The following is a 24805-nucleotide window of genomic DNA, read 5'->3' on the forward strand; positions in this document are numbered from 1 at the left end:
CAGGAAAGACCTGGCGCCGGCCGTTGGCCGTTGGCCGGTGCCGGCGTCGGCCCGGCCGTCACCGGCGTGGACCGGCATCGGCCGGCGCGACGCCCGGGTCAGGCCACGATCAGCCCGAACGCGGCCAGGGCCGCGGCCGCCTGGCGCTGTGAAATCACCGCCTTCTTGAACAGCTTAGCGTCCATCACGTTGAGCCCGCTGATATCGGTGCCGCGCAGGTCCGCGCCTTCGAAGCGCGTCAGCCGGGTCTGCGCATTGCGCAGGCTGCCGCCGTTGAACACGGCATCGCGGAAGTCGCAGCCGGAGAGCTCGGCATCGGAAAAATCCATGCCCTCCAGCTGCGCCTTGCGGAAGGACAGCCCGCGCAGGTCGGCGCTGACCAGCAGGCAGTCGCGGAATTCCAGCGCCCACCCGGTCACCTCCTGCAGGTGCGCACCGGTCAGCTTGCAGTCGGCGAACTGCACCGAGGACAACGTTGCACGGCGCCAGTGGCTGTTGTTGAGGTCGCAATGCGAAAACCGTGCGTCACTCAACAGCGCCGCGCTGAAGTCGCACGCGCCGCCGCGGCACTTGTGCCACTGGCTTTCTTCCAGTGATGCAGCCAGCCAGTTGGCGCCGGCCAGCGAACACTGGTTGAACTGGAATCCATCCATGTCCAGCCGCGAAAAGTCGCCGTGGTCGAACGTGCAGCCCTCGAAGACGGCTGCACGCGGATGCGCGGCGATGATCGCCTGCATGCGCGTGCGGGTGATGGATTCATCGCGGAAAGTGGCGGTGTTCATGCGGTCATTCTGGATGATGGGGGGCACAGGCGGCAGTCTTGAAGGCAGCGGCGGAGTGTGTACAGCGTCACCGGCGCGCAGGCCGCGGCTCCCTCCGACGTAGAGCCGACCGTTGGTCGGCTGCCGTGGGTGCAGACACGTGGGGCGAAACGTGCAGCCGACCAACGGTCGGCTCTACCGGGTGGTTATCCTGGATGTCCGGCGTCAGTCGAAGGTCCAGAACGGCGCCTTGATCCGCTCGCGCCAATAGGGCTCGCCGGCCAGGTAGAACCTCTGCGCATGGGCCTTTGCGAACCAGCCGGCGGCGGCGTCCAGATCGCGCGTCACGCCTGCGCGGCCACGGCCGAGCAGCAACCCGCTGAAATACTGCCCGTACACATTGCCCTGGTCAGCGGCCAGGCGGTACCAGCGCAGTGCGTCCACGCCATCGCGCGGCAGGCCCATCCCGAGTTCGTACATCGCGCCCAGATCCACCTGGGCGTCGGCATCGCCGCGCTGCGCACGCCGCTGGATGTCGACGACCAGGGGATGCAGAGTGCCATCGGCCTGCGCCGCGATCGCCTGTGGCAGCCGCGAGGATTCGGATGGCATGTGGAAGTAGATCGTTGCGCGCAGGTCCCAGCGCAGTGCGCTGGCCGCGTCACCGTGTTCGCGATGGACCTTGGCCAGCATCAGCATGGCCATCGGATTGCCGTGCCCGGCGGCAGTGCGGTACCACCGCTCGGCTTTTCGGGGTGAGGCGCGCAAGGCGGTGCCCTGCACGATGTTCGGGCCGGTGCCATGCAGCAGCTCGCCGTGGGTCCAGATCCGGCCCAGGGCTTCTTCGGCCTGGGTGTTGTGGACGCTCCACGGGGTGACAGCGGCGGCACGTTCGTACCACGTCACCGCGCGGGGGTCGTTGAAGGTTTCAAAGGTCCTGGCTGCGTCCCAGGCACCCTCGAAGCTGCCATCGGCTGCCTGGGTTTCGATCGACTGCACGATGCTGGCCGGCGTCCGTGGCGGGGCGCTGCTGCAGGCGATGAGGGAAGGGGCCAGGGCGATGCCGGCCAGGCGTGAAGCGATGCGTCCGATGCGGGGGATCATGCCGGCCAGGTGATGCGGAAGGGCGCTGATTATCGCCCGGTCCCGCAGCGCCGGGTTGCCCGCGGCGGTCGGTTTGGTTGCCATCGCAACAGTTGCGCCGCTGCCAAAAGCCGGTTACGGTCGGTCCATGTCCTCGTTCCCGGCCACCGCTGTCAGCAATACCAACCGCACCAATCTGCGCGCGAATAATCGTGCGCGGCCGATGCGGGACTGCGACCAGGGCTAGTACAAGCAACACGCCCGGACCCCAGAAAACCCGCATCGACCGATGCGGGTTTTTTTGTGGCCCGGGTTTACCCCTTCCGGGCCTGGGTGGCCGGTCGAATGCCTGCAATACGTGTATTCCCCCATCATCAGGAGCTGTTCCCATGTGTTCGATCTTCGGTATTTTCGGCCTGCAGGTCGGTGACGACCTCCCGGCGCTGCGCCGCCACGCGCTGGACCTGTCCCAGCGCCAGCGCCATCGTGGCCCGGACTGGAGCGGGGTGTATGTCGATGCCGGCGCCATCCTGGTGCACGAACGGCTGGCCATCGTCGACCCGGCCGGCGGCTCGCAGCCGCTGCTGTCCGAGGACGGCCAACTGGCGTTGGCGGTCAACGGCGAGATCTACAACCACCGCGAACTGAAGGCCGAACTGGCCCAGCCCTACGCCTTCCAGACCGGCTCGGACTGCGAGGTGATCAACGCGCTGTACCGCCAGGACAGCCCGGCCTCGTTCCTCAACCGCCTCAACGGCATCTTCGCCTTCGCGTTGTGGGATCGCGAGCGCCAGCGGGTGCTGATCGCACGCGATCCGATCGGCGTGGTGCCGCTGTACTGGGGCCATGACAAGGACGGGCGCCTGGTGGTGGCCTCCGAGCTGAAGTCGCTGGTGGACGTCTGCGCCGATGCCGCGCAGTTCCCGCCGGGCCACTGGTACGACAGCGCCACCGACACCCTGACCCGCTACTACGAGCGCCCCTGGCGCGACTACGACGCCGTGGAAGGCGTGGAGGCCGACCGGGTCGAACTGCGCGAGGCGTTCGAGCGCGCGGTGCACCGCCAGTTGATGACCGACGTGCCCTACGGCGTGTTGCTGTCCGGTGGCCTGGATTCCTCGCTGGTGGCCGCGGTGGCCGCACGTTACGCCCGCCACCGCATCGAGGATGGCGACCAGAGCGAGGCCTGGTGGCCGCGCCTGCACTCCTTCGCCATCGGCCTGAAGGGCTCGCCCGACCTGGCCGCCGCCGCCATCGCCGCCGAGGCGCTGGGCACCGTGCACCACGGCTTCGAATACACCTTCGAGGAAGGCCTGGACGCGCTGCCGGAGGTGATCCGGCACGTGGAAACCTACGATGTCACCACCATCCGCGCGTCCACCCCGATGTTCCTGCTGGCGCGCCGGATCAAGGCGATGGGGGTGAAGATGGTGCTGTCCGGCGAGGGCAGCGACGAGATCTTCGGCGGCTACCTGTACTTCCACAAGGCGCCGAACGCGCGCGAGTTCCACGAAGAGCTGGTGCGCAAGCTCGATGCGCTCAACAACTACGACTGCCTGCGCGCCAACAAGTCGATGATGGCCTGGGGCGTGGAACCGCGCGTGCCGTTCCTGGACCGCGAGTTCCTCGACGTGGCCATGCGCATCGATGCGCGGCACAAGATGGTCGGGCAGGGCCCGCAGGGCGCGCGCCGGATCGAGAAGGCGGTACTGCGCGAGGCCTTCGAAGGTTATCTGCCCGACTCGATCCTGTGGCGACAGAAGGAGCAGTTCAGCGATGGCGTCGGTTATGGCTGGATCGACGGGCTCAAGGCCCATGCCGAAACGCAGGTCAGCGACCGGGTGATGGCCGCGGCCGACAAGCGCTTCGTGCACAACCCGCCGCAGACCAAGGAGGCGTACTACTACCGCCACGTCTTCGAGCAGTACTTCCCCACCCAGGCGGCGGCGGAGACCGTGCCGGGCGGCAAGTCGATCGCCTGTTCCTCGCCTGCGGCGATCGCCTGGGATGCCAGTTTCGCCACGATGGCCGATCCGTCCGGCCGCGCCGTAGCCGGCGTGCACGAGCAGGCGCTGGCCTGATCGCAGGAGGGCCACCACGGCGTTGGCGCGCCGTGGTGGAAAGGGGACTGCCGTACGCCGCGCCACCCCGTAGAATCGCTCCCTCAATCGATGGGGATCGGTAATGGAATTGAAGAGCAGCGGCGGGATGCGTCGGAGCGGGTTGGCATGGCGCTACCTGGGGTGGGTGGCGGTGCCCTTGCTGGTGGGCCTGGGCCTGGCGCGGTATGCCGGCCCGAGCGTGACCGCGCAGGTCAGCCGTGCCGACGCCTCGCTCGGCGCCGACTGGGCCGCCCACCTGCATGCGCCGCTGGGCCTGTTCCTCATGCAACTGCTGGTGCTGCTGCTGGTGGCCAAGGGCGCCGGCTGGCTGTTCCGGCGCTTCGGCCAGCCCGGCGTGATCGGCGAGATGGCCGCCGGGCTGATGATGGGCCCGCTGGTGCTGGGCGCGCTGCTGCCGCAGGTGCACGGTGCACTGTTTCCTGCCGCGTCGCTGGGCTCGCTGGGCCTGCTCAGTCAGTTGGGCGTGCTGATGTTCCTGCTGGTGGCCGGTGCCGAGCTGGACCTGGGCGGCCTGCGCGGTCGTCGGCGCTTCGCCTTCGTGGTCAGCCATGCCGGGATCGCGGTGCCGTTCGTGTTGGGCGTGGCGCTGGCGATCTGGCTGTACGGCGCGCATGCGCCGCGCGGGATCGGCTTCACCGGGTTCGCGCTGTTTGTCGGGATTTCATTGAGCATCACCGCGTTCCCGGTGCTGCTGCGCATCCTCGCCGACCGCGGCATGACCAGCACGCCGCTGGGCCAGACCGCGATCGCCTGCGCGGCGCTGGGCGATGCCACCGCGTGGTGCCTGCTGGCACTGATCGTGGCCGCCGCACAGGCGCAGGGCTGGGTGCCGGCGGCGATCAACCTGGGCTGCGTGGTGCTGTTCGTCGGCCTCATGCTGGGCGTGGTGCGGCCGTGGTTCTCGCGGCAGGTCATCGTGGCCGGGCAGGAAGGCCGCTGGCTGCTGGTGATGCTGCTGATGGCACTGGGCTGTGCGCTGGTCACCGAAATGCTGGGCATCCACGCGTTGTTTGGCGCATTCGCCGCGGGCGTGGCGGTGTCGGGCAATGCCACCTTGCGCCACACCGTGGCCAGCCGGGTCGAGCCCTTCGCGGTGACCCTGCTGCTGCCGTTGTTCTTTGCCATGACCGGCCTGCGCATGCGCGGCGATGCGTTGCAGGCCAGCGACCTGCTGCTGTGCCTGGTGGTGATCGCGGTGGCCACGCTGGGCAAGCTGTTTGGCACGTGGAGCGCGGCGCGCAGTGCCGGCATGGACAGCCAGGAGGCATGGAAACTGGGCGCGCTGATGAACACCCGTGGCCTGATGGAGCTGATCGTGCTCAACCTGGGCTACGAACTGGGGTTCCTCGGCGATCGCCTGTTCGCCGTGCTGGTGATCATGGCGCTGGTGACCACGGCGATGACCGGCCCGTTGTTGAGCTGGGTGGAGCGCGGCAAGCGCTGACCGGCCCGGATGCACGCGCGCGGCGTGGAGCCGGTGGCCGCGTGGGGGCAGCCCCGCATGGCGTGGCGCTACCTCGGTTGCAGCGTCAAGGTGTAGACCGTCGGTCCTGGCAGGAACGGCGTCGGCGCGCCCGTCACCCAGTCCGCATGCCCAGCCCCCCAGAACGGTGACAGCGGGTGCCCGCTCTGGCCGCCGGGCATGTGGATCACCCCGTCGGCCTCGTGCCCGGGCGACACCACCATGCGCTGTGACGCGCCGAAGGCCGGGCCCTGCACGCGCGGCATGTCGCGGTCGCCGGGGAGGCGGTCGGCGGGCATGCACAACCAGCGCCTGGCGAGGTCGGGCAGGGCGCGGCTGACCGGGTGGCAGATCGCCGCGGTGTTGCGCTCGCCCCAGGTGCGGTCGGCCAACGTCGGCCCCTGCGCGGCGAGGTCGGCCTCCAGGCGTTTGGCCGCATCGGCCAACAGCGCATCCCAACTCGCGTACGGCGGTGGCAGCAGGTGCGCGGGGCGTTCGCTGACCAGCGGCCACAGCACCCCTTCCATCTGTGCCAGGCGGGGTTCCAGGTAGTCATCGCCCAGGCGTCGCTTCGCGGGGGCGAGCAGGCCGGTCGAGACGCTGTCGAGCACCATCCCGCGGAAACCGCGGGTGATCCGGTAGCTCACCGCGTTGGCCGACGCGTGCCCCTCCCAGTGCCGGGTGGCCACGTCCAGCCGCTTCAGCGCCGGGTCGTCGCTGTGCGCCACCACCTGCCGCAGCAGCACCCACCAGCGTTGCAGGAACAACGCACGGTCGTCGAGCTGGATCGCCAGCAGATCGGCTTCGCTGAAGCGTTCCCTGGCCAGCAGGTCGTCGCGGATCTGGCGGCCGCGCGCGCCCAGGTCGTAGCCGGCATTGCCGGCCACCGCCAGCGCCTGGCCATCCAGCACGCGCCCGTTGGCGGTCCACAGGCGATGGTTGGCCGGGTCGACCAGGGCCGGTGAGGCATCGCTGCGGATCGGCCACGGCGCGCACTGCGCGGCTACCGGCGCCGCGCCGCTGGCGGGTGCGCAGTCGGCGGCGCGGTCAGGTCGCGCACCGATCAGGCGCCAGGCGATACGGCCATGGCGGTCCGCCAGCAGCAGGTTCTGGGTGGGGATGCCGGCGCGATCGGCAATGTGCAGGGCATCGTCGAGGTCGGCCGCGCGTGCCATGTCGGCGAAATCCAGGCGCACCGCGCCCGGCAGTTGCGCGGTCCAGCGCAGGGCATCGCCGCTGCCGTCGGCACGCGTGTGAAGGATCGGGCCCCAGGCGGTTTCGCGCACCCGCAGCACGGTGTCGGGCTGGCCCGCCACGCGGATGCGCTCTTCGTAGGTGCGGATGCCGTCCCCGCCACCCGGCGCGTGGGCCGGCACCGGGATGAAATCGGCGTTGTCGATGTAACTGTTGGTGAAGCCCCATGCCACGTGACCGTTGCTGCCGACCACGATCGCCGGCAGGCCGGGCAGCGAGAAGCCGCTGACGTCGACCTTGCCGCCGGGGGCCTGCGCGTCGGCATAGCGCAACCGCACCCGGAACCACAGGTTGGGCGCGCGCAGGCCCAGGTGCATGTCGTCGGCGAGGATCGCGCGCCCATCGGCGGTGAGTGCGCCGGCCACGGCGAAATTGTTGCTGCCCTTGACGTCCTGATCGGCCGGCGCGGCTGCCGCGGTGGGCGGCGAGCGTGGATCGGCGCGCAGATCGAGCTGTATGGCCGACGGCAAGGGCGCATTGCCGCGTGCCGCCCCGAACAGCGGTGCATCCCACTCGCTGCCGTCGTGGCTGAGCAGCGCATACAGCGCCGGCGGCACCACCGCGCGGATCCGGGCCATCGCCAGCTCGGTCTGGTTGCCGGGGTCCTGCAGGTCGGCGTACATCGCCAGCCCGGCGAGCACGCTGTCCTCGGCGGTCCAGGCCGCCGGCGCCTGGCGCAGCAGCAGGTAGGGCCAGGGGCGTACACGCAGGTCGGCCAGGCCCTGGTTGACCCCGGCCACGTAGGACTGCACTCCCTGCGGGTCGGCACCGACCGCGTGCGCCAGGTGAGCGTGGGTACGGGCGCGCAGGCGATGCACGCGCATGCGCTGGTCGGCGGGGATCGCGGCCGGCCCGAACAGCTCGGCCAGCTCGCCAGCCGCGCTGCGGCGCATCAGGTCCATCTCGAAGTAGCGCTCCTGCGCATGCACCAGGCCCAGGGCACGCATCGCGTCGCGCTGGTTCGCCGCATCGATGGTGACCACCCCCAGCGCGTCGCGGCTCACGCTGACCGGGGCCTGCAGCCCGTCGACGCGCTGCTCGCCCTCCAGCGGGGCCAGGCTGCCGCGCAGCAACCAGACAGTGCCAACGATGAGCAGCGACACCAGCACCAGCAACAGCCACAGCACCCGCGTGAGCCAGCGACGCATGCAGCGCCTCCCGTTGACGTTGTGCCCTGGATTGTAGGGGCTGTGAGGGCCATGTGCAGGCCAGGCGAAGCGCAACTGCAAGTGATTCCGATTAGATCATTGGATTTCTGGATGGGGCACCATGGCGCCCATCGATCCACCAGGAAGCACCCCCATGAAAGGCAATCCGGACGTCATCGCGTGTTTGAAGGAGCTGCTGCGCGGCGAATTGGCGGCGCGCGACCAGTACTTCATCCATTCGCGTCGCTACGAGGACCAGGGCCTGATGGCGCTGTACGAGCGCCTCAACCACGAGATGGAAGAAGAGACCCAGCACGCCGATGCGCTGTTGCGCCGGATCCTGTTCCTCGGGGGCAACCCGGACATGCGCCCGCACGCCTTCGAGCCGGGCGTGACCGTGGAAGAGATGCTGCAGAAGGACCTGGACACCGAGTACAGCGTGCGCAACAACCTGGCCGCCGGCATGAAGCTGTGCGAACAGCACCAGGATTACGTGAGCCGCGACATGCTGCTGGTGCAGTTGAAGGACACCGAGGAAGACCATGCCTGGTGGCTGGAACAGCAGCTTGGCCTGATCAAGCGGATCGGCCTGGCGCTGTACCAGACCAGCAAGATGGATGCGAAGGGTACGGCCGCGCACTGACGCGCCTGCGCGCATCAGTCCCACGATGTGCTGCGCACATCGCGGGCCCCGGCGTATCACCTTCCACATGCCCGCGCCTGTCGGCGCGCCCCCTTGGATTCCAAGGGGGCTGTTTCTCCAGACGGTGTCCTGGATGCGTGACGATCCACCGCCCCGTCATCGGGTTCTGCTCGCCAGCCAGCTTTCGCCAGCACGCTGCAGAAGCCCTCGTCCGCCCGCCAGCAACTGCCAGCCAGCCGACAAACGAAACAGCCGGGGATTCCCGGCTGTTTCGTTTTCCAGGCACGTAGCGTAGTGCCGGGCTCTGCCCGGCAACCGCGCAACGCGCGGCAGATGCGGCCGGGCAGAGTCCGGCGCAACGCAGTGGGGGTGTGGGGAACGCAGACGGCCGGGTTTCCCCGGCCGTTTTTTCATCTGCGCTGTTAGCTTGCGGTCATTCCACCGCCAACCCTTCCACCTTCTGCCAGCCGCGCGGCAGCAGGTGGCCACGCGTGGCGCGCGTGCCCAGGTAGGTCTCCAGGTCCTTGAACGACAGGTTCATGGTGCGCGTGCCGCTGCGTACCAGCAGCGTGTTGCCCGGGCCGACCGAGACCACCGCGACCACGCGCTCGGTGGCGAGCTTGGCCTTGGGGATGTCGATGATCTTGTTGCCCTTGCCCTTGTCCAGTTCCGGCAGGTCGCTGGCGGCGATCGCCAGCAGGTTGCCCGAACTGGTCACCGCCACGATGCGGTCCGTTTCCGGATTGGCGACCACCGCCGGGGTGAGCACCTTCGAGCCGGACGTCAGGTTGAGCATCGCCTTGCCGGCCTTGTTGCGCCCGGTGAGGTTCTCGAAGCGGGTGACGAAGCCATACCCGTGGGTGGAGGCCAGCACGAAGCGGGTGGTGTTCTCGCCGCTGGCCAGGGTCAGGAACTGGCTGCCCGGCGCCGGCGAGAAGCGGCCGGTGAGCGGTTCGCCGTTGCCACGTGCCGAGGGCAGGGTGTGGATCAGCGTGGAGTAGGCGCGCCCTTCGCTGTCCAGGAAGGCCACCTGCTGCGTGCTGCGCGCACGCACCGCGCCCAGCAGCGCATCGCCCTCGCGGTAGGAGAGGGTGGAGGGGTCCATGTCGTGGCCCTTGGCCGCGCGGATCCAGCCCTTTTCCGAGAGCACCACGGTCATCGGCTCGCTCGGCACCAGCTCGGTTTCGTCGATCGCCTGCGCGGCACCACGCTGCACCAGCGGCGAACGGCGCGCGTCGCCGAACTTCTTCGCATCGGCGGTGAGTTCGTCGCGGATCAGCTTCTTCAGCTTGGCCTTGCTGTCCAGGATGGCCAGGATCTTGTCGCGCTCCTTGGCCAGTTCGTCCTGCTCGCCACGGATCTTCATTTCTTCCAGGCGGGCCAGCTGCTTGAGCTTGGTTTCCAGGATGTATTCGGCCTGGTCGTCGCTCAGTGAGAAGCGCGCGATCAGCGCGGCCTTGGGTTCGTCCTCGGTGCGGATGATGTGGATCACTTCATCCAGGTTGAGGAACGCCACCAGCAGGCCTTCCAACAGGTGCAGGCGGCGCTCCACCTTCTGCAGGCGATGGTTGAGGCGGCGGGTGACGGTGGTGCCGCGGAACTGCAGCCACTCGCTGAGCAGCAGCTTCAGGTTCTTCACCTGCGGACGCCCGTCCAGCCCGATCACGTTGAGGTTGACCCGGTAGCTGCGCTCCAGGTCGGTGGTGGCGAACAGGTGGCCCATCAGCTGGTCGGCATCCACGCGGTTGGAGCGCGGCACCAGCACCACCCGCACCGGGTTGGCGTGGTCGGACTCGTCGCGGATGTCTTCCAGCCACGGCAACTTCTTGGCGCGCATCTGGGCGGCGATCTGCTCGATCACCTTCGACGGCGAAACCTGGAAGGGCAGCGCGTTGATGACGATGTTGCTGCCGTCCTTGAAGAACGTCGAGCGCGCACGCACGCTGCCGTAGCCGGTTTCGTACATGTTCCGCAGGTCGGCCGGCGCGGTGATGATCTCCGCCGCGCTCGGGTAGTCCGGGCCCTTGACGTGCTCGCACAGGTCGGCCACGGTCGCGTCCGGATCGTCCAGCAGGTGCAGCAGCGCGCTGACGATCTCGTTGAGGTTGTGCGGCGGCACGTCGGTGGCCATGCCCACGGCGATGCCGGTGGTGCCATTGAGCAGCAGGTGCGGCAGGCGCGCCGGCATCCAGGTCGGCTCTTCCAGGGTGCCGTCGAAGTTCGGGGTCCAGTCGGTGGTGCCCTGGTTGATTTCGCCCAGCAGCACTTCGGCGATCGGGGTGAGCTTGGATTCGGTGTAGCGCATCGCCGCGAACGACTTCGGGTCGTCGGTGGAACCGAAGTTGCCCTGGCCTTCGATCAGCGGGTAGCGGTAGGAGAATGGCTGGGCCATCAGCACCAGCGCTTCGTAGCAGGCACTGTCGCCGTGCGGGTGGTACTTACCGATGACATCACCCACGGTACGCGCGGACTTCTTCGGCTTGGAGGCGGCATTCAGGCCCAGCTCGCTCATCGAATAGATGATGCGGCGCTGCACCGGCTTCAGGCCGTCGCCGATGAACGGCAGTGCGCGATCGAGCACCACGTACATCGAATAGTCCAGGTACGCCCGTTCGGCGTACTCGCGCAGGGGCAGCTGTTCAAAGCCGTGGAAGGCGGGGCGGGCAAGATCGGTCATGCGGGATTGTTACCTGTGGCAAGGGACGGCGACGGCTGTCGCCCTCGCAGGCGGTCGATTATCCGGATGCGGCCGGGGATGCCAAGCCGCGCGTTGGATTGAGGGGCTGGCCGTTGCGTGCCAGGTAGCGCCCGGGTGGGCAGCCGAAGTGGCGGCGGAACACCGTCACGAAGGCGCTGGGGCTGCTGAAGCCCAGCGCGTGCGCGATATCGGACACGCTGCGGCCATCGGACAACCGGCGCAGACCGTCGGCCAGGCGGGCCTGTTGGCGCCACTGGGCGAAGCTGAGCGTGGTCTCGTCGCGGAAGTGCCGGGTCAGTGTACGCGGCGACAACCCGGCCCACTGCGCCCATTGTTCCAGGCTGCGGCCGTCGGCCGGGTTGGCGATCAGCTGCGAGGCGATCCGCAGCAGGCGGCGGTCCTGCGGCATCGGCAGGTGCATACGCTGGCGCGGCGCGTTGCGGATCTCATCCAGCAGCACCTCGATCATGTGCTGCTGGCGCAGGTCGGCCGCCGCCGCGGGCGCCCAGCGGGTCACCCGCACGGCCAGCGCCTGCAGCAGGTCGGAGATGGCCACCACGCAAGGCTGGTCGGGCAGGTCGTGGGCCATTTCGGCCGAGACGATCAGGCCCCACCCGCGCAGCGGACCGGAAATGCCCACCGTGTGGGGCTCGCCGGGCGGCATCCAGCCGGCACAGCCGGGCGGCAGCGACCAGTTGCCGTGGCGGGTGCGGATGTTGAGCAGGCCGGCCTCGACGCTGATCAGCTGCGCCCGGCGGTGCTGGTGCCAGTCGATTTCGCGGTCCAGCCCGCGCGCACTCTCGATCTGGAAGCCCAGCACGGCCAGGCCGTCGTCGCGTTCGAGCCAGTCCAGCACGTCGTGCCGCACCTGGGCAGGGGGGAGGGCAACGGCGTCCTCTGGCCTGAAAACGTTATTCATTGTCCAGATTGTAATACCGGGCCACCGGAATGGGCCATTAAGGTAGCCACCCCGCATTGTTCTGGATGTTGCAACACAGCATTTGGTTCCAGATTAAATATTTCCATTGAGAAATATATTTTCTGGAAGTAAAGTGCGCCCCCATGATGATCTGCCCTGAATCCACTCCTCCCAGCTTCGGGCTGCTGTTGCGCCAGGTGCGCGACGGCCTGGTCCGTCAGCTCGACACGTCGATGGCCGAAGAAAACCTCGGCATTGGGTTCACCCACTACCTCGGTTTGAAGGTGCTCTCGGTGAAGGCCCCGTGCACCGCCAACGAGTTGGCCCAGGCCCTGGACCAGGTGCCCAGCGCGGTGACCCGCCTGCTGGACAAGCTGGAAGCCATGGGCTGCGTGCGGCGCGAGCCGCATGCCCAGGACCGGCGGGCGTTGCAGATCGTATTGACTGAAGAAGGCCGCCAGTTGTGGGCCCGGCTGAAGCAGCGCGGCGACCAGACCATCGACGACGCGATGCGCGACTTGTCCTCCGACGAGCGCGCGCAGCTGCTTTCCCTCATGACCCGTGTACGTGACTCGCTGATTACGCCATGACCTCCTCCCCTGATCGCACTTCCCCGCTGCGTCCGCTGCGCCCGGTGCTGGTGTCCGTGCTGGCCCTGGCGCTGGCCGCCTGCGCCAGCAGCCGCGGCCTGCAACCGCAGGCCACGCTGCTCGACGCCGACAGCCTGCAGACCCAGCGCACCTTGGCCGCCGACGGCCTGAGCCAGCCCGGCTGGCCGGCCACCGACTGGTGGCGCGCGCTGGGCGACCCCCAGCTGGACGCGCTGATTGCCGAAGGCCTGCAGCGCAACCCGGGCCTGGATGCGGCCGATGCGCGCCTGCGCCAGGCCCGCGCCCAGATCGGCACCGCCCATGCCGAGCGGCTGCCCAGCCTGTCCGCCTCCGGCGGCTACACCGGCGTGCGCCTGCCCGAATCGATGGTCGGCGACGAACTGGGGGGCAGCTATGCCGGCAGCGGCCAAGCCTATCTCAGCTTCAGCTATGGCATCGACCTGTGGGGCGGCAAGCGCGCCGCCTGGGAAGCGGCCGTGGACAGCGGCCATGCCGCCGAAGTGGATGCACAGGCCGCACGCCTGAACCTGTCCGCCGCGATCGCCGAGGCGTATGCGCAGTTGGGCTATGCCTACACGCTGCTCGACGTGGCCAGCGAAGAGCTCGGGCGCTCGCAGAAGACCCTGGACCTGACCCGGCAACGGCGCGCAGCCGGCATCGACAGCGACCTGCAGACCCGCCAGGCCGAAGCCCGCATCCCGGCCGCGCAGCAGCAGCAACAGGCCGCCCAGCAGCAGATCGACGAGGCCCGCACCGCGCTGGCCGCGCTGGTCGGGCAGGGGCCGGACCGTGGCCTGCAGATCGAGCGCCCGCGCGTACTCAGCCCGCTGGCGCTGCAGTTGCCCGGCGTGCTGCCCAGCGCGCTGCTTGGCCGGCGCCCGGACATCGTGGCGGCGCGCTGGCGCGTGGAGGCGGCCAACCGCCAGATCCACGCGGCCAAGGCGCAGTTCTACCCGAGCCTCAACCTGACGGCCCTCGGCGGGGTGGTCTCCAGTGAAGTGGACCAGTTGCTGAAGAGCGGCTCCACCTTCGCCTTCCTGGGCCCGGCGCTGAGCCTGCCGATCTTCGATGGCGGCCGCCTGCGCGCCAACCTGGACAAGACCGACGCGCAGTACGACCTGGCCGTGGCCGACTACAACCAGTCGGTGGTCAACGCGCTGCGCGACGTCGCCGACCAGGTCAATGCGGTGCGCTCGCTGGCCAGCCAGGCCGCCGCGCAGCAGCAGGCGGTGGATACCGCCCGCGCCGCCCACGACCTGGCCGAGCAGCGGTACCGCGCCGGCATCGGCAGCTACCTTGAAGTGCTGGTGGTCGAAGAGCAGCTGCTGGTGTCCCAGCAGCGGCTGGCCGAACTGCAGTCCCGCCAGATCCTTGTTTCGGTACGGCTGAGCCAGTCGCTGGGCGGTGGGTTCACCCCGTCCGGCGACACCGCCACGCTCGCCACCGCCCCTGATTCCACGCATTCCTGAGACGCCTCCCATGAGCCAGACATCCGCTCCCGCTGCCGCCCCGGCAGCTCCGTCCCGTCGCGGCAAGCTGCTGCGCGGCCTGTTGGTCATCGTGGTGCTGCTGCTGGCCGCGCTGGCGCTGTGGTACTTCATGTTCGGCCGTTGGTTCGAAGACACCGACGATGCCTACGTGCAGGGCAACCAGGTCCAGATCACCCCGCTGGTGGCCGGTACCGTGGTGGCCATCAACGCCGATGACGGCATGCGCGTCGAGCGCGGCCAGCTGCTGGTGCAGCTGGACCCGGCCGACACCGAAGTGGCACTGCAGCAGGCCGAAGCCAACCTGGCCAAGACCGTGCGCCAGACCCGCGGCCTGTATCGCAGCGTCGAAGGCGCGCAGGCGGATCTGAACGCCCGCCAGGTGACCTTGAAGCGCGTCCGCGAGGACTTCAACCGCCGCAAGGACCTGGCTGCCACCGGCGCGATCTCCAACGAAGAGCTGGCGCACGCCCGCGACGAACTGGCCGGTGCAGAAGCGGCCGTGGCCGGTTCGCGCGAAACCTTCGAGCGCAGCAATGCGCTGGTCGATGACACCGTGATTGCCACCCAGCCGGACGTGCAGGCCGCCGCCGCGCAGCTGCGCCAGGCCTACCTCAACAACGCCCGCGCCGGCATCGTCGCCCCGGTCAGCGGGTATATCGCCCGTCGTTCGGTGCAGGTTGGCCAGCGCGTGCAGCCGGGTACCGCGCTGATGGCGGTGGTGCCCACCGACCAGATGTGGGTGGAAGCCAACTTCAAGGAAACCCAGTTGCGCCACATGCGCCTGGGCCAGGAAGTGGAGCTGCGCTCGGACCTGTACGGCGGTGATGTCACCTACAAGGGCCGCATCGACAGCCTCGGCCTGGGCACCGGCTCGGCGTTCTCGCTGCTGCCGGCGCAGAACGCCAGCGGCAACTGGATCAAGATCGTGCAGCGCGTGCCGGTGCGCATCGCCATCGATGCCAAGCAGCTGGCCGAGCACCCGCTGCGCATCGGCCTGTCGATCAAGGCCGAAGTGAGCCTGCGCGACCAGAAGGGCACCGTGCTGCCGACGCAGTTCGCCAAGGGCCAGGTGTTCGACACCGACGTCTACGCCAAGCAGCTGCACAGTGCCGATGACGTGATCCATACGATCATCCAGGGCAACCTGCCGCAGCAGGCCAAGGCGAACTGAGGCCGCCATGTCCGCACAAGCTCCCGCCGCGCCCGGCACCCCGGGCGCACCGTCGGCGCCAGGTGCGGCCGCCGGTTTCCTGCCGCCCAGCGTGGCCCTGTGCACCGTCGGCCTGGCGATGGCCTCGTTCATGCAGGTGCTCGACACGACCATCGCCAACGTCTCGCTGCCGACCATCGCCGGCAACCTCGGCGCCAGTTCGCAGCAGGCCACCTGGGTCATCACCTCGTTCGCGGTCAGCACCGCGATCGCGCTGCCGCTGACCGGCTTCCTGAGCCGTCGCTTCGGCGAACGCAAGCTGTTCGTCTGGGCGACGCTGGCCTTCGTGGTCACCTCGCTGCTGTGCGGCCTGGCCCAGAGCATGGGCATGCTGGTGCTGTCGCGCGCGTTGCAGGGGTTCGTGGCCGGCCCGATGTATCCGATCACGCAGTCGCTGCTGGTCTCGATCTACCCCCGCGAGAAACGGGGGCAGGCGCTGGCGCTGCTGGCGATGATCACGGTGGTCGCGCCGATCTGCGGCCCGATCCTGGGCGGCTGGATCACCGACAACTACAGCTGGGAATGGATCTTCCTGATCAACGTGCCGCTGGGCATTTTCGCCGCGATGGTGGTGGGCAGCCAGTTGAAGGGCCGCCCCGAGCAGATCGAGAAGCCGAAGATGGATTACGTCGGCCTGATCACCCTGGTGATCGGCGTGGGCGCATTGCAGCTGGTGCTCGACCTGGGCAACGACGAAGACTGGTTCTCCTCCACCAAGATCGTGGTGCTGGCCTGCGTGGCGGTGGTGGCACTGGCGGTGTTCCTGATCTGGGAGCTGACCGACAAGGACCCGATCGTCGACCTGAAGCTGTTCCGCCACCGCAATTTCCGCGCCGGTACGCTGGCGATGGTGGTGGCGTACGCGGCATTCTTCAGCGTCTCGCTGCTGATCCCGCAATGGTTGCAGCGCGACATGGGCTATACCGCGATCTGGGCGGGCCTGGCGACGGCGCCGATCGGCATCCTGCCGGTGATCATGACGCCGTTCGTGGGCAAGTACGCCTCGCGGTTCGACATGCGCATGATCGCCTCGTTCGCGTTCGTGTTCCTGTCCTTCACCAGTTTCATGCGCTCGGACTTCAACCTGCAGGTGGACTACGCGCACGTGGCCGGCGTCCAGCTGATCATGGGCATTGGCGTTGCGCTGTTCTTCATGCCGGTGCTGCAGATCCTGCTGTCGGACCTGGACGGTCGCGAGATCGCGGCGGGTTCGGGCCTGGCCACCTTCCTGCGCACGCTGGGCGGCAGCTTCGCGGCGTCGTTGACGACCTGGCTGTGGGCGCGCCGGACCCAGGTACACCACGCCGACCTGACCGAGCACATCTCGGCCTACCAGCCAGGCATGCAGGACCAGGTGGCGGCGATGGGGCAGGGCGACCTGCAGCATGGCGCGGCCGTGCTCAACAACATGATCAATCACCAGGCATCGCAGATGGGCTTCAACGACATCTTCTTCCTGCTGGGCTGGATCTTCCTGGCGATCATCGCCTTCCTGTGGCTGGCCAAACCACCGTTCGGCGCAGGCGCGGGCGCGGCCTCGGCAGGCGGGCATTGATCCGCAGGTGAGCTGAAACGAAAAACCCCGTCGAAAGACGGGGTTTTTTTTCATGTTGGCTGCGAAGAGCACGTGCAGAGCGGAGCAGAGCAACAGCAGAGCAACAGCGCATCGTCTGTATGTCTCGTGGCTTGGTCGGGTACGGGTGGGCTGGCGGGACACGCCGCGAGTACGTCCCTGTAGGCTCGTTCGCGCCATCCATGGCGCTCTACGGTCCCGCCAACCCACCCGTACCCGCCCTTGAAAGTGAGTCGGTGCGCGACGAAGAGCGAACGGCCAATAGCCCAACAGCTCAACAACCCAACAGCCCAACAGCCCAACAGCAAAGCAGCAGGCAGCAAAGCAGCAAAGCAGCAAAGCAGCAGGCAACAGGCAACAGGCAACAGGCAGCAAGTAGCGAGGCAGCAAGTAGCGAGGTAGCAAGGCAGCCGACCAACGGTCGGCTCTACCGCGTTAGGTCTTGTACGTTGGCCACCGGCCCACTGTCTGGGGCGGGGGTGTGTGGGTTCGCGGGACCGTCGTACGCCATGGATGGCGTACGCGAGCCTCCACGGATGGATTCACGGCGTGTCCCGCGAACCCACACATCCCCGCCCAGCCCGGCGCAGGCACAAACGCAACGCACTGGCTCTAGGCACTGGCCTTGGTTTCTAAAAAAAAAAGAAACAAACCCCAAACCCCAGACATGAAAAAACCCGCTTTCGCGGGTTTGATCATTATCTGAGTCATGGTGCCCAGGAGAGGACTCGAACCTCCACGAAGTTGCCCCCGCTAGCACCTGAAGCTAGTGCGTCTACCAATTCCGCCACCTGGGCGACTCAGGAGGAGAATTCTGCGGGAGAACTGAAATTGTGTCAACAGCATCTCGCGGGAAATTTCGATGCTGGCGCGACGCTGCTTCACCGCTCCACATGCCGCGTGAGGCATGGCGTCCCAGTCCAACGTCAGCCAACGCCAGAAACGAAAAAACCCGCTTGCGCGGGTTTGATCATTGTCTGAGTCATGGTGCCCAGGAGAGGACTCGAACCTCCACGAAGTTGCCCCCGCTAGCACCTGAAGCTAGTGCGTCTACCAATTCCGCCACCTGGGCGACTCAGGAGGCGAATTATGCGGAAGCATTGCAGGCCTGTCAATGCATTCTGGCCCGCTATCGACACCGGGTGGCGCCAGCGCTGCCGCGGCGCGGCTTGACCCCGCATGCGGCCACTCAAAATACTCGTCGTACCCCGCAGCAAGGCGTTCCCATGGACACCCCGATACTGCATTTCCATCCGCTGTCTTCGTGCTGCCAGAAGGTGCTCATCGCCGCCGGCGTGCTCGGCGTCGCGCTGGACACGCGCCTGTTGAACCTCGGCGACCCGGTCGAGCGCGCGGCATTCCGGGCACTGTGGCCGCTGGACAAGATGCCGCTGCTGATCGAGCAGGGCACGCCCATCGGCGAGACCAGCATCATCATCGAGTACCTCCAGCTCCACCATGCCGGCGACGGTGCGTGGCTGATTCCAGCAGATCCGGCGCAGGCGCTGGCGGTGAGGTTCTGGGACCGGTTCTGCGACTTCTACGTCATGACCCCGATGCAGGCGCTGACCGCCGCGCTGCTGCAGCCGGACGCGCAGGGGGATGCGCAGGCCACGGCGGCGGCGCGGGCCACCCTGCTCAAAAGTTACGCATTGCTGGATCGCCAGCTCGAGGGGCGGCGCTGGCTGACCGGCGAGGCGTTCACCCTGGCCGACTGCGCCGCGGCGCCCGCCCTGTTCTATGCCGTGGCCTACGTGCCGTTGCCCGACGCGCATGCCGCGCTGTCGGCGTACGTAGAGCGGTTGATGGCGCATGCGGACGTGGCCGCGGTGGTCGATGCGGCCCGCCCGTGGTTCAAGTACTTCCCGGGACGGGCGGGGCTGGCCCGCCGCTACTACGACCCGCAGGCCTGACCCGCGCGGTGCGGGAAGGCAGAAACGAAAAAACCCGCTTGCGCGGGTTTGATCATTGTCTGAGTCATGGTGCCCAGGAGAGGACTCGAACCTCCACGAAGTTGCCCCCGCTAGCACCTGAAGCTAGTGCGTCTACCAATTCCGCCACCTGGGCGACTCAGGAGGCGAATTGTGGCGATCCCGCCGGGGCTTGTCAACGCTTTTGTTAAATTTCTTCACAAACCTGCATCTGCATCCGCCTAGACCGGTTCTGCACACCATCAGCGGTTACCATGGAGGCCAATGAAACCAAAGAAACCGACCCGGGGCGCGAAAGCCCCCAAGTCCCCGGCGCCCCAGGCTGCCGGTCCGTCGGGCAAGCCCCGCGCTGCCGCCAAGAAGGCCGGCAAGCTGCCACCGTGGATGCCCGAATCGATGAACACCCCGGCGCCGCCGCGGGGCGGCAAGCGCGGCGGCCAGAAGCCGGATACCGGCGCGCCGATCCCGACCCGCCGACGCCCGCACCCGAGTACCGCCGACATGAACGTGATCGACCCGCACGCGGCGCGTGAGGCCGAGCGCTATGCCCAGCCCATCGCCAGCCGCGAGGCGATCCTGCAGCTGCTGGACCGCTGCGACGGCCCGCAGACCGCCGAGGAGATCGGCATCCACCTGGGCCTGACCGAACCGGATCGCGCCGATGCACTGGGCAAACGCCTGGGCGCGATGGTGCGCGACGGCCAGCTCGTGCAGAACCGCCGCGGCGGCTTCGCTCCGGTGCAGGCCACCAACCTGATCACCGGCGTGGTCATCGCCAACCCGGAAGGCTTCGGCTTCCTGCGCCCGGTGGAGGGCGGCGACGACCTGTTCCTGCCGCCGTATGAAATGCGCAAGGTCATGCATGGCGACCGCGTGCTGGCCAACGTCACCGGCATCGACCGTCGTGGCCGTCGCGAGGGCAGCATCGCCCGCGTGCTCGAGCGCGGCATGACCCGCCTGATCGGCCGCTTCAGCGTCGAGTTCGGCATCAATTACGTGGTCCCCGACGACAAGCGCGTGCAGCGCAATGTGCAGATCCCGCCCGACCAGACCGGCGATGCCCGCGACGGCCAGCTGGTGGTCTGCGAGCTGACCCAAGCGCCGGATACGCGGCGCCCGCCGATCGGCCGCATCATCGCGGTGCTCGGCGACAAGCTGACCGCTTCGCTGATCGTGGAAACGGCGATCCATGGCCACGAGCTGCCGTTCGAATTCCCGCAGGAGGTGCTCAACGAGGCCTCGGCGGTGCCGCTGGTGGTGGAGCCGTCGATGATCGGCGGCCGCGTGGACCTGCGCAGTACGCCGCTGGTGACCATCGATGGCGAGGATGCCAAGGACTTCGACGACGCGGTCTATTGCGAACCCAATGCCGACGGCTTTCGCCTGGTCGTGGCCATCGCCGACGTATCCAATTACGTGCGCCCCGGCACCCCGCTGGACGATGAAGCCCAGAAGCGCGCCACCTCGGTGTACTTCCCGGGCTTCGTGGTGCCGATGCTGCCGGAGACTCTCTCCAACGGCATCTGCTCGCTGATGCCCAAGGTCGACCGCATGTGCTTCGTCTGCGACATGCAGGTGAGCCGCGAGGGCGAGGTGGTCCATTCGCGCTTCTACGAGGCGGTGATGAATTCGCACGCCCGCCTGACCTACACCCAGGTCTGGCAGGCGGTCGGCGAGAACGACACGGCCGTGCGCAACCAGATCGCCGCGGTGCTGCCGCAGGTCGAGCGCCTGCACCAGCTGTACAAGGTGCTGGCCAAGGCGCGCACCAAGCGCGGCGCGATCGAGTTCGAGTCGTCTGAAGTGCGCTTCGTGCTCGACAACACCGGTGAGGTCACCCAGGCCGGCATGCTGGTGCGCAACGATGCGCACAAGCTGATCGAAGAATGCATGATCGCGGCCAACGTGCAGGCCGCCCGTTACCTGCTGCACAAGCAGGTGCCGGCGCCGTTCCGCGACCATGCCAAGCCGCCGGAAGCCAAGTACGACGACCTGCTGGAGTTCCTCAAGGAATTCAAGCTGAGCCTGCCGCCGTGGTCGAAGGTGCAGCCGGGCGATTACACCAAGCTGCTCAAGAAGGTGCGCGAGCGCCCGGATGCGGCACTGCTGGAATCGGTCCTGCTGCGCAGCCAAAGCCTGGCGGTGTATTCGCCGGACAACCAGGGCCACTTCGGCCTGTCGCTGGACGCCTACGCCCACTTCACCTCGCCGATCCGTCGCTACCCCGACCTGCTGGTGCACCGCGCGATCAAGCATGCCCTCAGCGGCGCGCCGGTGGAGAAGTTCACCTACTCGGCACGCGAGATGGCCGCACTGGCGCTGCAGTGCTCCGAGCGTGAGCGCCGCGCCGACGAGGCCGAGCGCGAAGTCGACGAGCGCTACCGCGCGGCGTGGATGGAAAAGCACGTCGGCGGTCAGTTCGACGGCGTGATCAGTGGCGTGACCAGCTTCGGCCTGTTCGTGGAACTGGACGAATCCAAGGTCAACGGCCTGGTCCACGTGACCCAGCTCCCGCACGACTATTACCAGTTCGACGCTACCCGCAAGACCCTCAGCGGCGAACGCCGCGGCAAGGCCTACCGCCTGGGTGACCGGGTGCGCATCCTGGTGCTCAAGGCCAGCATGGAGGAGCGCAAGATCGACTTCCGCCTGGTCGAGGAAAAGGACGACGAGGTGGCCGAGCTGCCGCCGCGCGGCCAGCCTGCCAAGCGCCAGAAGCAGAAGTACTGACCGACGCGCGTACCGGCCCCGGCCGGTACCCCGCCCGTGCCGGTGCCGACCCTGGGTCGGCACCCGCTTGGGCCGCACCCTGCACACACCGATCGGAGCGCATGCCATGCCCGACGACACCCCCCAGTACAGCGGCGGCTGCCAGTGCGGCGCGGTCCGCTTCCATGTGCGCGGTGCGCTGACCGACAGTTCGATCTGCCACTGTCGGATGTGCCAGAAGGCGTTCGGTGCCTATTACGCACCGCTGGTGTCGGTGCGCCAGGTCGACTTCCGCTGGACCCGGGGCGAGCCGCGCCGGTTCGCCTCGTCCAACCTGGTCAAGCGCGGTTTCTGCGCGGACTGCGGCACGCCGTTGACCTACGAGGCGCCCGACGGCATGGCCATCGCCGCCGGGGCCTTCGATGCGCCGGCCCGTTTGCCGCCGACCGTGCAGTACGGGGTGGAGAGCAAGCTGCCGTTCGTGGATGGCCTGGGCGCCCTGGCCGTGATCCGCGACGAGGACGATCCGGAAATGACGCTGCTGCAGGGCCTGGTCTCGCACCAGCACCCTGACCATGACACGCCATGATCAGGGGCGGGCAGGCCCTGGCCGGGGCGCGTGGGCGCCCGCGGACGCGGCCGGCGCGGAGGGGGCAGCGGTCCCTGCGCGGCCGGGAGTGAACGCCCGGCAGGGCAGGGCGGGCCTTGATGCTCTACCATTACCACCCCCTGTACCGGTCGTGCCCCCGCAATGAGCAAGCAAAGCCAGTGGATCGTCGGCGTCAACGCCGTCGCCTCTTCGATCGAGAACGATGCCGAGAACGTCCGCGAGGTGCTGATCGAAGCCAGCGCGAAGAATCCGCGGCTGGTCGAGATCGAAGAGAATGCGCGGCGCAAGGGCATCGACGTGCGCAAGGTCAACACCCAGGCGCTGGACGGCGTGGGCGGCTCGGTGCGCCACCAGGGCGTTGCCGCGCGCTACCAGGCCGCACGTACCTACAGCGAAAACGAGCTTGAGGGCCTGGTCGAGGCCGCCGAGGGCAAGGCCCTGCTGCTGGTGCTCGACGAGGTGCAGGACCCGCACAACCTCGGCGCCTGCCTGCGCAGCGCGGCTGCCGCCGGTGCCACCGCGGTGATCATTCCCAAGGACAAGTCCGCGACGGTCAACGCCACCGTGCGCAAGACCTCGGCCGGTGCCGCCGATCGCATCCCGGTGGTGGCGGTGACCAACCTGTCGCGTTGCCTGAAGGATCTGCAGAAGCTGGGGGTGTGGATCTACGGACTGGCCGGCGAAGCCACCGCCTCGCTGTATTCGATCGACCTGAAGGGCAACGTGGCGCTGGTGCTGGGCGGCGAAGCCGACGGCCTGCGCCGCCTCACCCGCGAGAACTGCGACAGCCTGGTCAAGATCCCGATGCCGGGCGACATTGAAAGCCTGAACGTCTCCGTCGCCACCGGCGTGAGCCTGTTCGAAGCCGTCCGCCAGCGCGGTCTGTAACCGCGCGCCGGTAGCGCCGACCGTTGGTCGGCTGCAGACCCGATACGTAGCGCCGACCGTTGGTCGGCTGCAGACCCGATACGTAGCGCCGACCGTTGGTCGGCTGCAGACCCGATACGTAGCGCCGACCGTTGGTCGGCTGCAGACCCGGTACGTAGCGCCGACCGTTGGTCGGCTGAAGACCCGGTACGTAGAGCCGACCGTTGGTCGGCTGAAGACCCGGTACGTAGAGCAGCCGACCAACGGTCGGCTCTACGGTTACCCCGCGCTGCCGCCCAGCGCCTTGAACAGCGTCACATCGTTGATCAGCTGCTTCTGCTTCACCGAGGCCAGCGACAGCTCCGCGTCGCGGCGGGTCTGCTGCGCTTCCAGCCAGGTGCGCAGGTCGGTGGCACCCACGCGGTAACGCACTTCGTACATCCGCTCGATCTCCACCGCCTCGTCATACGACGCCTGCGACGAGGCCACCTGGCGCGCGAACTGCTCGCGGGCCGACAGCGCGTTGTCCACCTCCGACAGCGCGGTATACAGCGTGCGACGGAACTCGTTGGCCGCGATCTGGTAGTCGGTGCCGGCCATGCGCGTGTTCAACTGCGCCTGGCGGATGTTGAGGAACGGCAGCGACAGGCCGGCGCCCAGCGTGGCGACCGGGTTTTCCAGCACGTTGGACAACGACGTCGCGCCGCTGCCGACGCTGCCGGTGAGGCTCAGCGCGGGGTAGTACTGGGTGGCGGTCACCTTGATCGTCTTGAGGCTGTTGCGCAGCCGCAGCTCGGCCGCGCGCAGGTCCGGTCGCCGCCCGAGCAGGTCGGCCGGCAGGCCTTCGGCCACGACCGGGCGGCCACCATCACGCAGTTGCTGCGGCTCTTCGTCCAGCGGCCACGGCTGCCCGTCCAGCAGCACGGTCAGGGCATTGCGGCTGGCCACGCGCTGCTGCTCCAGCGCGCTCTGCGCGGCGCGCTGCGCTTCCAGGCTCTGGGTGGCCTGGCGGACCTCCAGGCGCGACACCGCGCCGGCGTCGAAGCGCGCCTGGACCAGTTGCCGGGTGCGCTCCAGGCGGGCCAGGTTGGCCTGGCCGGCGGTGATCGACTGGTTGAGGAAGGCCAGCGTCCAGTACTGCGTGGCCACATCGCCGACCACCAGCAACGCGGTGTTCTGCAGGTCTTCCTCACGCGCCTGCGCCTCCCACTGGGCGATGTCGCGCTGGGTGCGCAGGCGGCCCCACAGGTCGATTTCCCACTGCAGGGACACGCTGGCCGAGCTGTTACGGCTCCAGTCGGCGCGCTGGTCGATGGCGCGGCTGCCGTTGCTGCCGACGCTGCCGCCGGGCTGCGGCCACAAGGCGTTGTCGGCCAGCCCGGCCTGCAGGCGTGCGCGCTGCACGGCCAGCCCGGCCGAGGCCAGGTCGGTGTTGGCGGCCAGGGCGCGCTCGACCACCCGGTCCAGGCCCGGGTCGCCAAACTGGTGCCACCAGGGGTCGTCACGCACATCGGTGCTGGCGGCATGCGGCAGCGCGTCCACGGTTTCGGTGGGGGCGTTGCGTGCCGCATCGCCCCGCCCATAGCCGGCCGGCACGGTCGGTGCATCGACCTGGTAGTGCCCGGTGCTGACGCAGGCGCCGAGCGCCAGCGTGGTGGCGCAGGCCAGGGCCAGTGGGCGAAGGCGGGCGAGGGTAAGCGGAGAAAGGACCAT

Annotated in this window: 17 protein-coding genes and 3 tRNA genes; 11 read left to right on the top strand and 9 right to left on the bottom strand. The window is 68.3% G+C overall.

Annotated features, from left to right (window positions below):
* Positions 1-98: 98 nt before the first annotated feature.
* Both M2421_RS06285 and M2421_RS06290 read right to left on the bottom strand, forming a co-directional pair.
* Positions 99-782, bottom strand: a complete 684-nt coding sequence (locus M2421_RS06285; protein WP_259204185.1) for a pentapeptide repeat-containing protein — start codon at positions 780-782, stop codon at positions 99-101.
* A gap of 204 nt (positions 783-986) precedes the next feature.
* The gene (locus M2421_RS06290) at positions 987-1865 is read right to left on the bottom strand and encodes a tetratricopeptide repeat protein (protein ID WP_259204188.1); all 879 of its coding nucleotides are present in this window, start codon (positions 1863-1865) and stop codon (positions 987-989) included.
* A 368-nt stretch (positions 1866-2233) separates the two neighbouring features.
* Between M2421_RS06290 and asnB the strand changes: the two genes are divergently transcribed.
* Entirely contained in the window at positions 2234-3925 is a 1692-nt protein-coding gene (asnB, locus tag M2421_RS06295; RefSeq protein WP_259204193.1) for an asparagine synthase B, read from the top strand.
* Between the two features lie 103 nt (positions 3926-4028).
* On the top strand, positions 4029-5411 hold the full coding sequence (locus M2421_RS06300) for a cation:proton antiporter (protein WP_259204197.1): 1383 nt from the start codon (positions 4029-4031) through the stop codon (positions 5409-5411).
* Positions 5412-5479: 68 nt separating this feature from the next.
* Here the strand turns inward: M2421_RS06300 and M2421_RS06305 are convergent, their stop codons facing one another.
* A complete protein-coding gene (locus tag M2421_RS06305) occupies positions 5480-7831 on the bottom strand; it encodes a penicillin acylase family protein (protein ID WP_259204199.1) in 2352 nt (783 codons plus the stop codon).
* Between the two features lie 154 nt (positions 7832-7985).
* On the opposite strand from M2421_RS06305, the gene bfr reads away from it, so the two are divergent.
* Positions 7986-8474: a bacterioferritin gene (bfr, locus tag M2421_RS06310; RefSeq protein ID WP_259204204.1), complete on the top strand. Its 489-nt coding sequence runs from the start codon at positions 7986-7988 to the stop codon at positions 8472-8474.
* 433 nt (positions 8475-8907) lie between these two features.
* Here the strand turns inward: bfr and parC are convergent, their stop codons facing one another.
* Positions 8908-11151 carry a DNA topoisomerase IV subunit A gene (gene parC, locus M2421_RS06315; protein WP_259204217.1) on the bottom strand — a complete coding sequence of 748 codons (2244 nt, stop codon included), beginning with the start codon at positions 11149-11151 and terminating at the stop codon, positions 8908-8910.
* A gap of 58 nt (positions 11152-11209) precedes the next feature.
* Positions 11210-12091: a helix-turn-helix transcriptional regulator gene (locus M2421_RS06320; protein WP_259204218.1), complete on the bottom strand. Its 882-nt coding sequence runs from the start codon at positions 12089-12091 to the stop codon at positions 11210-11212.
* A gap of 146 nt (positions 12092-12237) precedes the next feature.
* Here M2421_RS06320 and M2421_RS06325 point away from each other — a divergent pair, with 146 nt between their 5' ends.
* From M2421_RS06325 to emrB, 4 genes are read left to right on the top strand one after another with little or no spacing between them, the layout of a single operon-like run.
* Positions 12238-12681, top strand: a complete 444-nt coding sequence (locus M2421_RS06325) for a MarR family transcriptional regulator (protein WP_259204981.1) — start codon at positions 12238-12240, stop codon at positions 12679-12681.
* A complete protein-coding gene (locus tag M2421_RS06330; protein WP_259204221.1) occupies positions 12678-14171 on the top strand; it encodes an efflux transporter outer membrane subunit in 1494 nt (497 codons plus the stop codon). The genes M2421_RS06325 and M2421_RS06330 overlap by 4 nt, the downstream gene beginning before the upstream one ends.
* Positions 14172-14181: 10 nt before the next feature.
* Positions 14182-15363: a multidrug efflux MFS transporter periplasmic adaptor subunit EmrA gene (gene emrA, locus M2421_RS06335; RefSeq protein WP_259204228.1), complete on the top strand. Its 1182-nt coding sequence runs from the start codon at positions 14182-14184 to the stop codon at positions 15361-15363.
* 7 nt (positions 15364-15370) lie between these two features.
* A complete protein-coding gene (gene emrB / locus M2421_RS06340) occupies positions 15371-16957 on the top strand; it encodes a multidrug efflux MFS transporter permease subunit EmrB (RefSeq protein ID WP_259204232.1) in 1587 nt (528 codons plus the stop codon).
* Positions 16958-17685: 728 nt separating this feature from the next.
* On the opposite strand, the gene M2421_RS06345 is transcribed toward emrB, so the two are convergent.
* Together M2421_RS06345 and M2421_RS06350 are read right to left on the bottom strand one after the other, a co-directional pair.
* A tRNA-Leu gene (locus tag M2421_RS06345) sits at positions 17686-17772 on the bottom strand.
* Positions 17773-17960: 188 nt separating this feature from the next.
* Positions 17961-18047: transfer RNA gene (locus M2421_RS06350), tRNA-Leu, on the bottom strand.
* A gap of 154 nt (positions 18048-18201) precedes the next feature.
* Between M2421_RS06350 and M2421_RS06355 the strand changes: the two genes are divergently transcribed.
* Entirely contained in the window at positions 18202-18888 is a 687-nt protein-coding gene (locus M2421_RS06355; RefSeq protein ID WP_259204233.1) for a glutathione S-transferase family protein, read from the top strand.
* A gap of 67 nt (positions 18889-18955) precedes the next feature.
* Here M2421_RS06355 and M2421_RS06360 read toward each other — a convergent pair.
* Positions 18956-19042: transfer RNA gene (locus M2421_RS06360), tRNA-Leu, on the bottom strand.
* Between the two features lie 128 nt (positions 19043-19170).
* On the opposite strand from M2421_RS06360, the gene rnr reads away from it, so the two are divergent.
* From rnr to rlmB, 3 genes are all read left to right on the top strand, one after another.
* Positions 19171-21636 (top strand): ribonuclease R, encoded by a 2466-nt coding sequence (rnr, locus tag M2421_RS06365; RefSeq protein WP_259204239.1) that lies wholly within the window; start codon positions 19171-19173, stop codon positions 21634-21636.
* Between the two features lie 106 nt (positions 21637-21742).
* Entirely contained in the window at positions 21743-22204 is a 462-nt protein-coding gene (locus tag M2421_RS06370) for a GFA family protein (protein WP_259204241.1), read from the top strand.
* 162 nt (positions 22205-22366) lie between these two features.
* On the top strand, positions 22367-23113 hold the full coding sequence (gene rlmB, locus M2421_RS06375) for a 23S rRNA (guanosine(2251)-2'-O)-methyltransferase RlmB (RefSeq protein WP_259204247.1): 747 nt from the start codon (positions 22367-22369) through the stop codon (positions 23111-23113).
* A 258-nt stretch (positions 23114-23371) separates the two neighbouring features.
* Here the strand turns inward: rlmB and M2421_RS06380 are convergent, their stop codons facing one another.
* On the bottom strand, positions 23372-24805 hold the full coding sequence (locus tag M2421_RS06380) for a TolC family protein (protein WP_259204248.1): 1434 nt from the start codon (positions 24803-24805) through the stop codon (positions 23372-23374).

This window comes from Stenotrophomonas sp. BIGb0135 (genome assembly GCF_024810105.1).
GTDB classification, from domain to species: domain Bacteria; phylum Pseudomonadota; class Gammaproteobacteria; order Xanthomonadales; family Xanthomonadaceae; genus Stenotrophomonas; species Stenotrophomonas maltophilia_AB.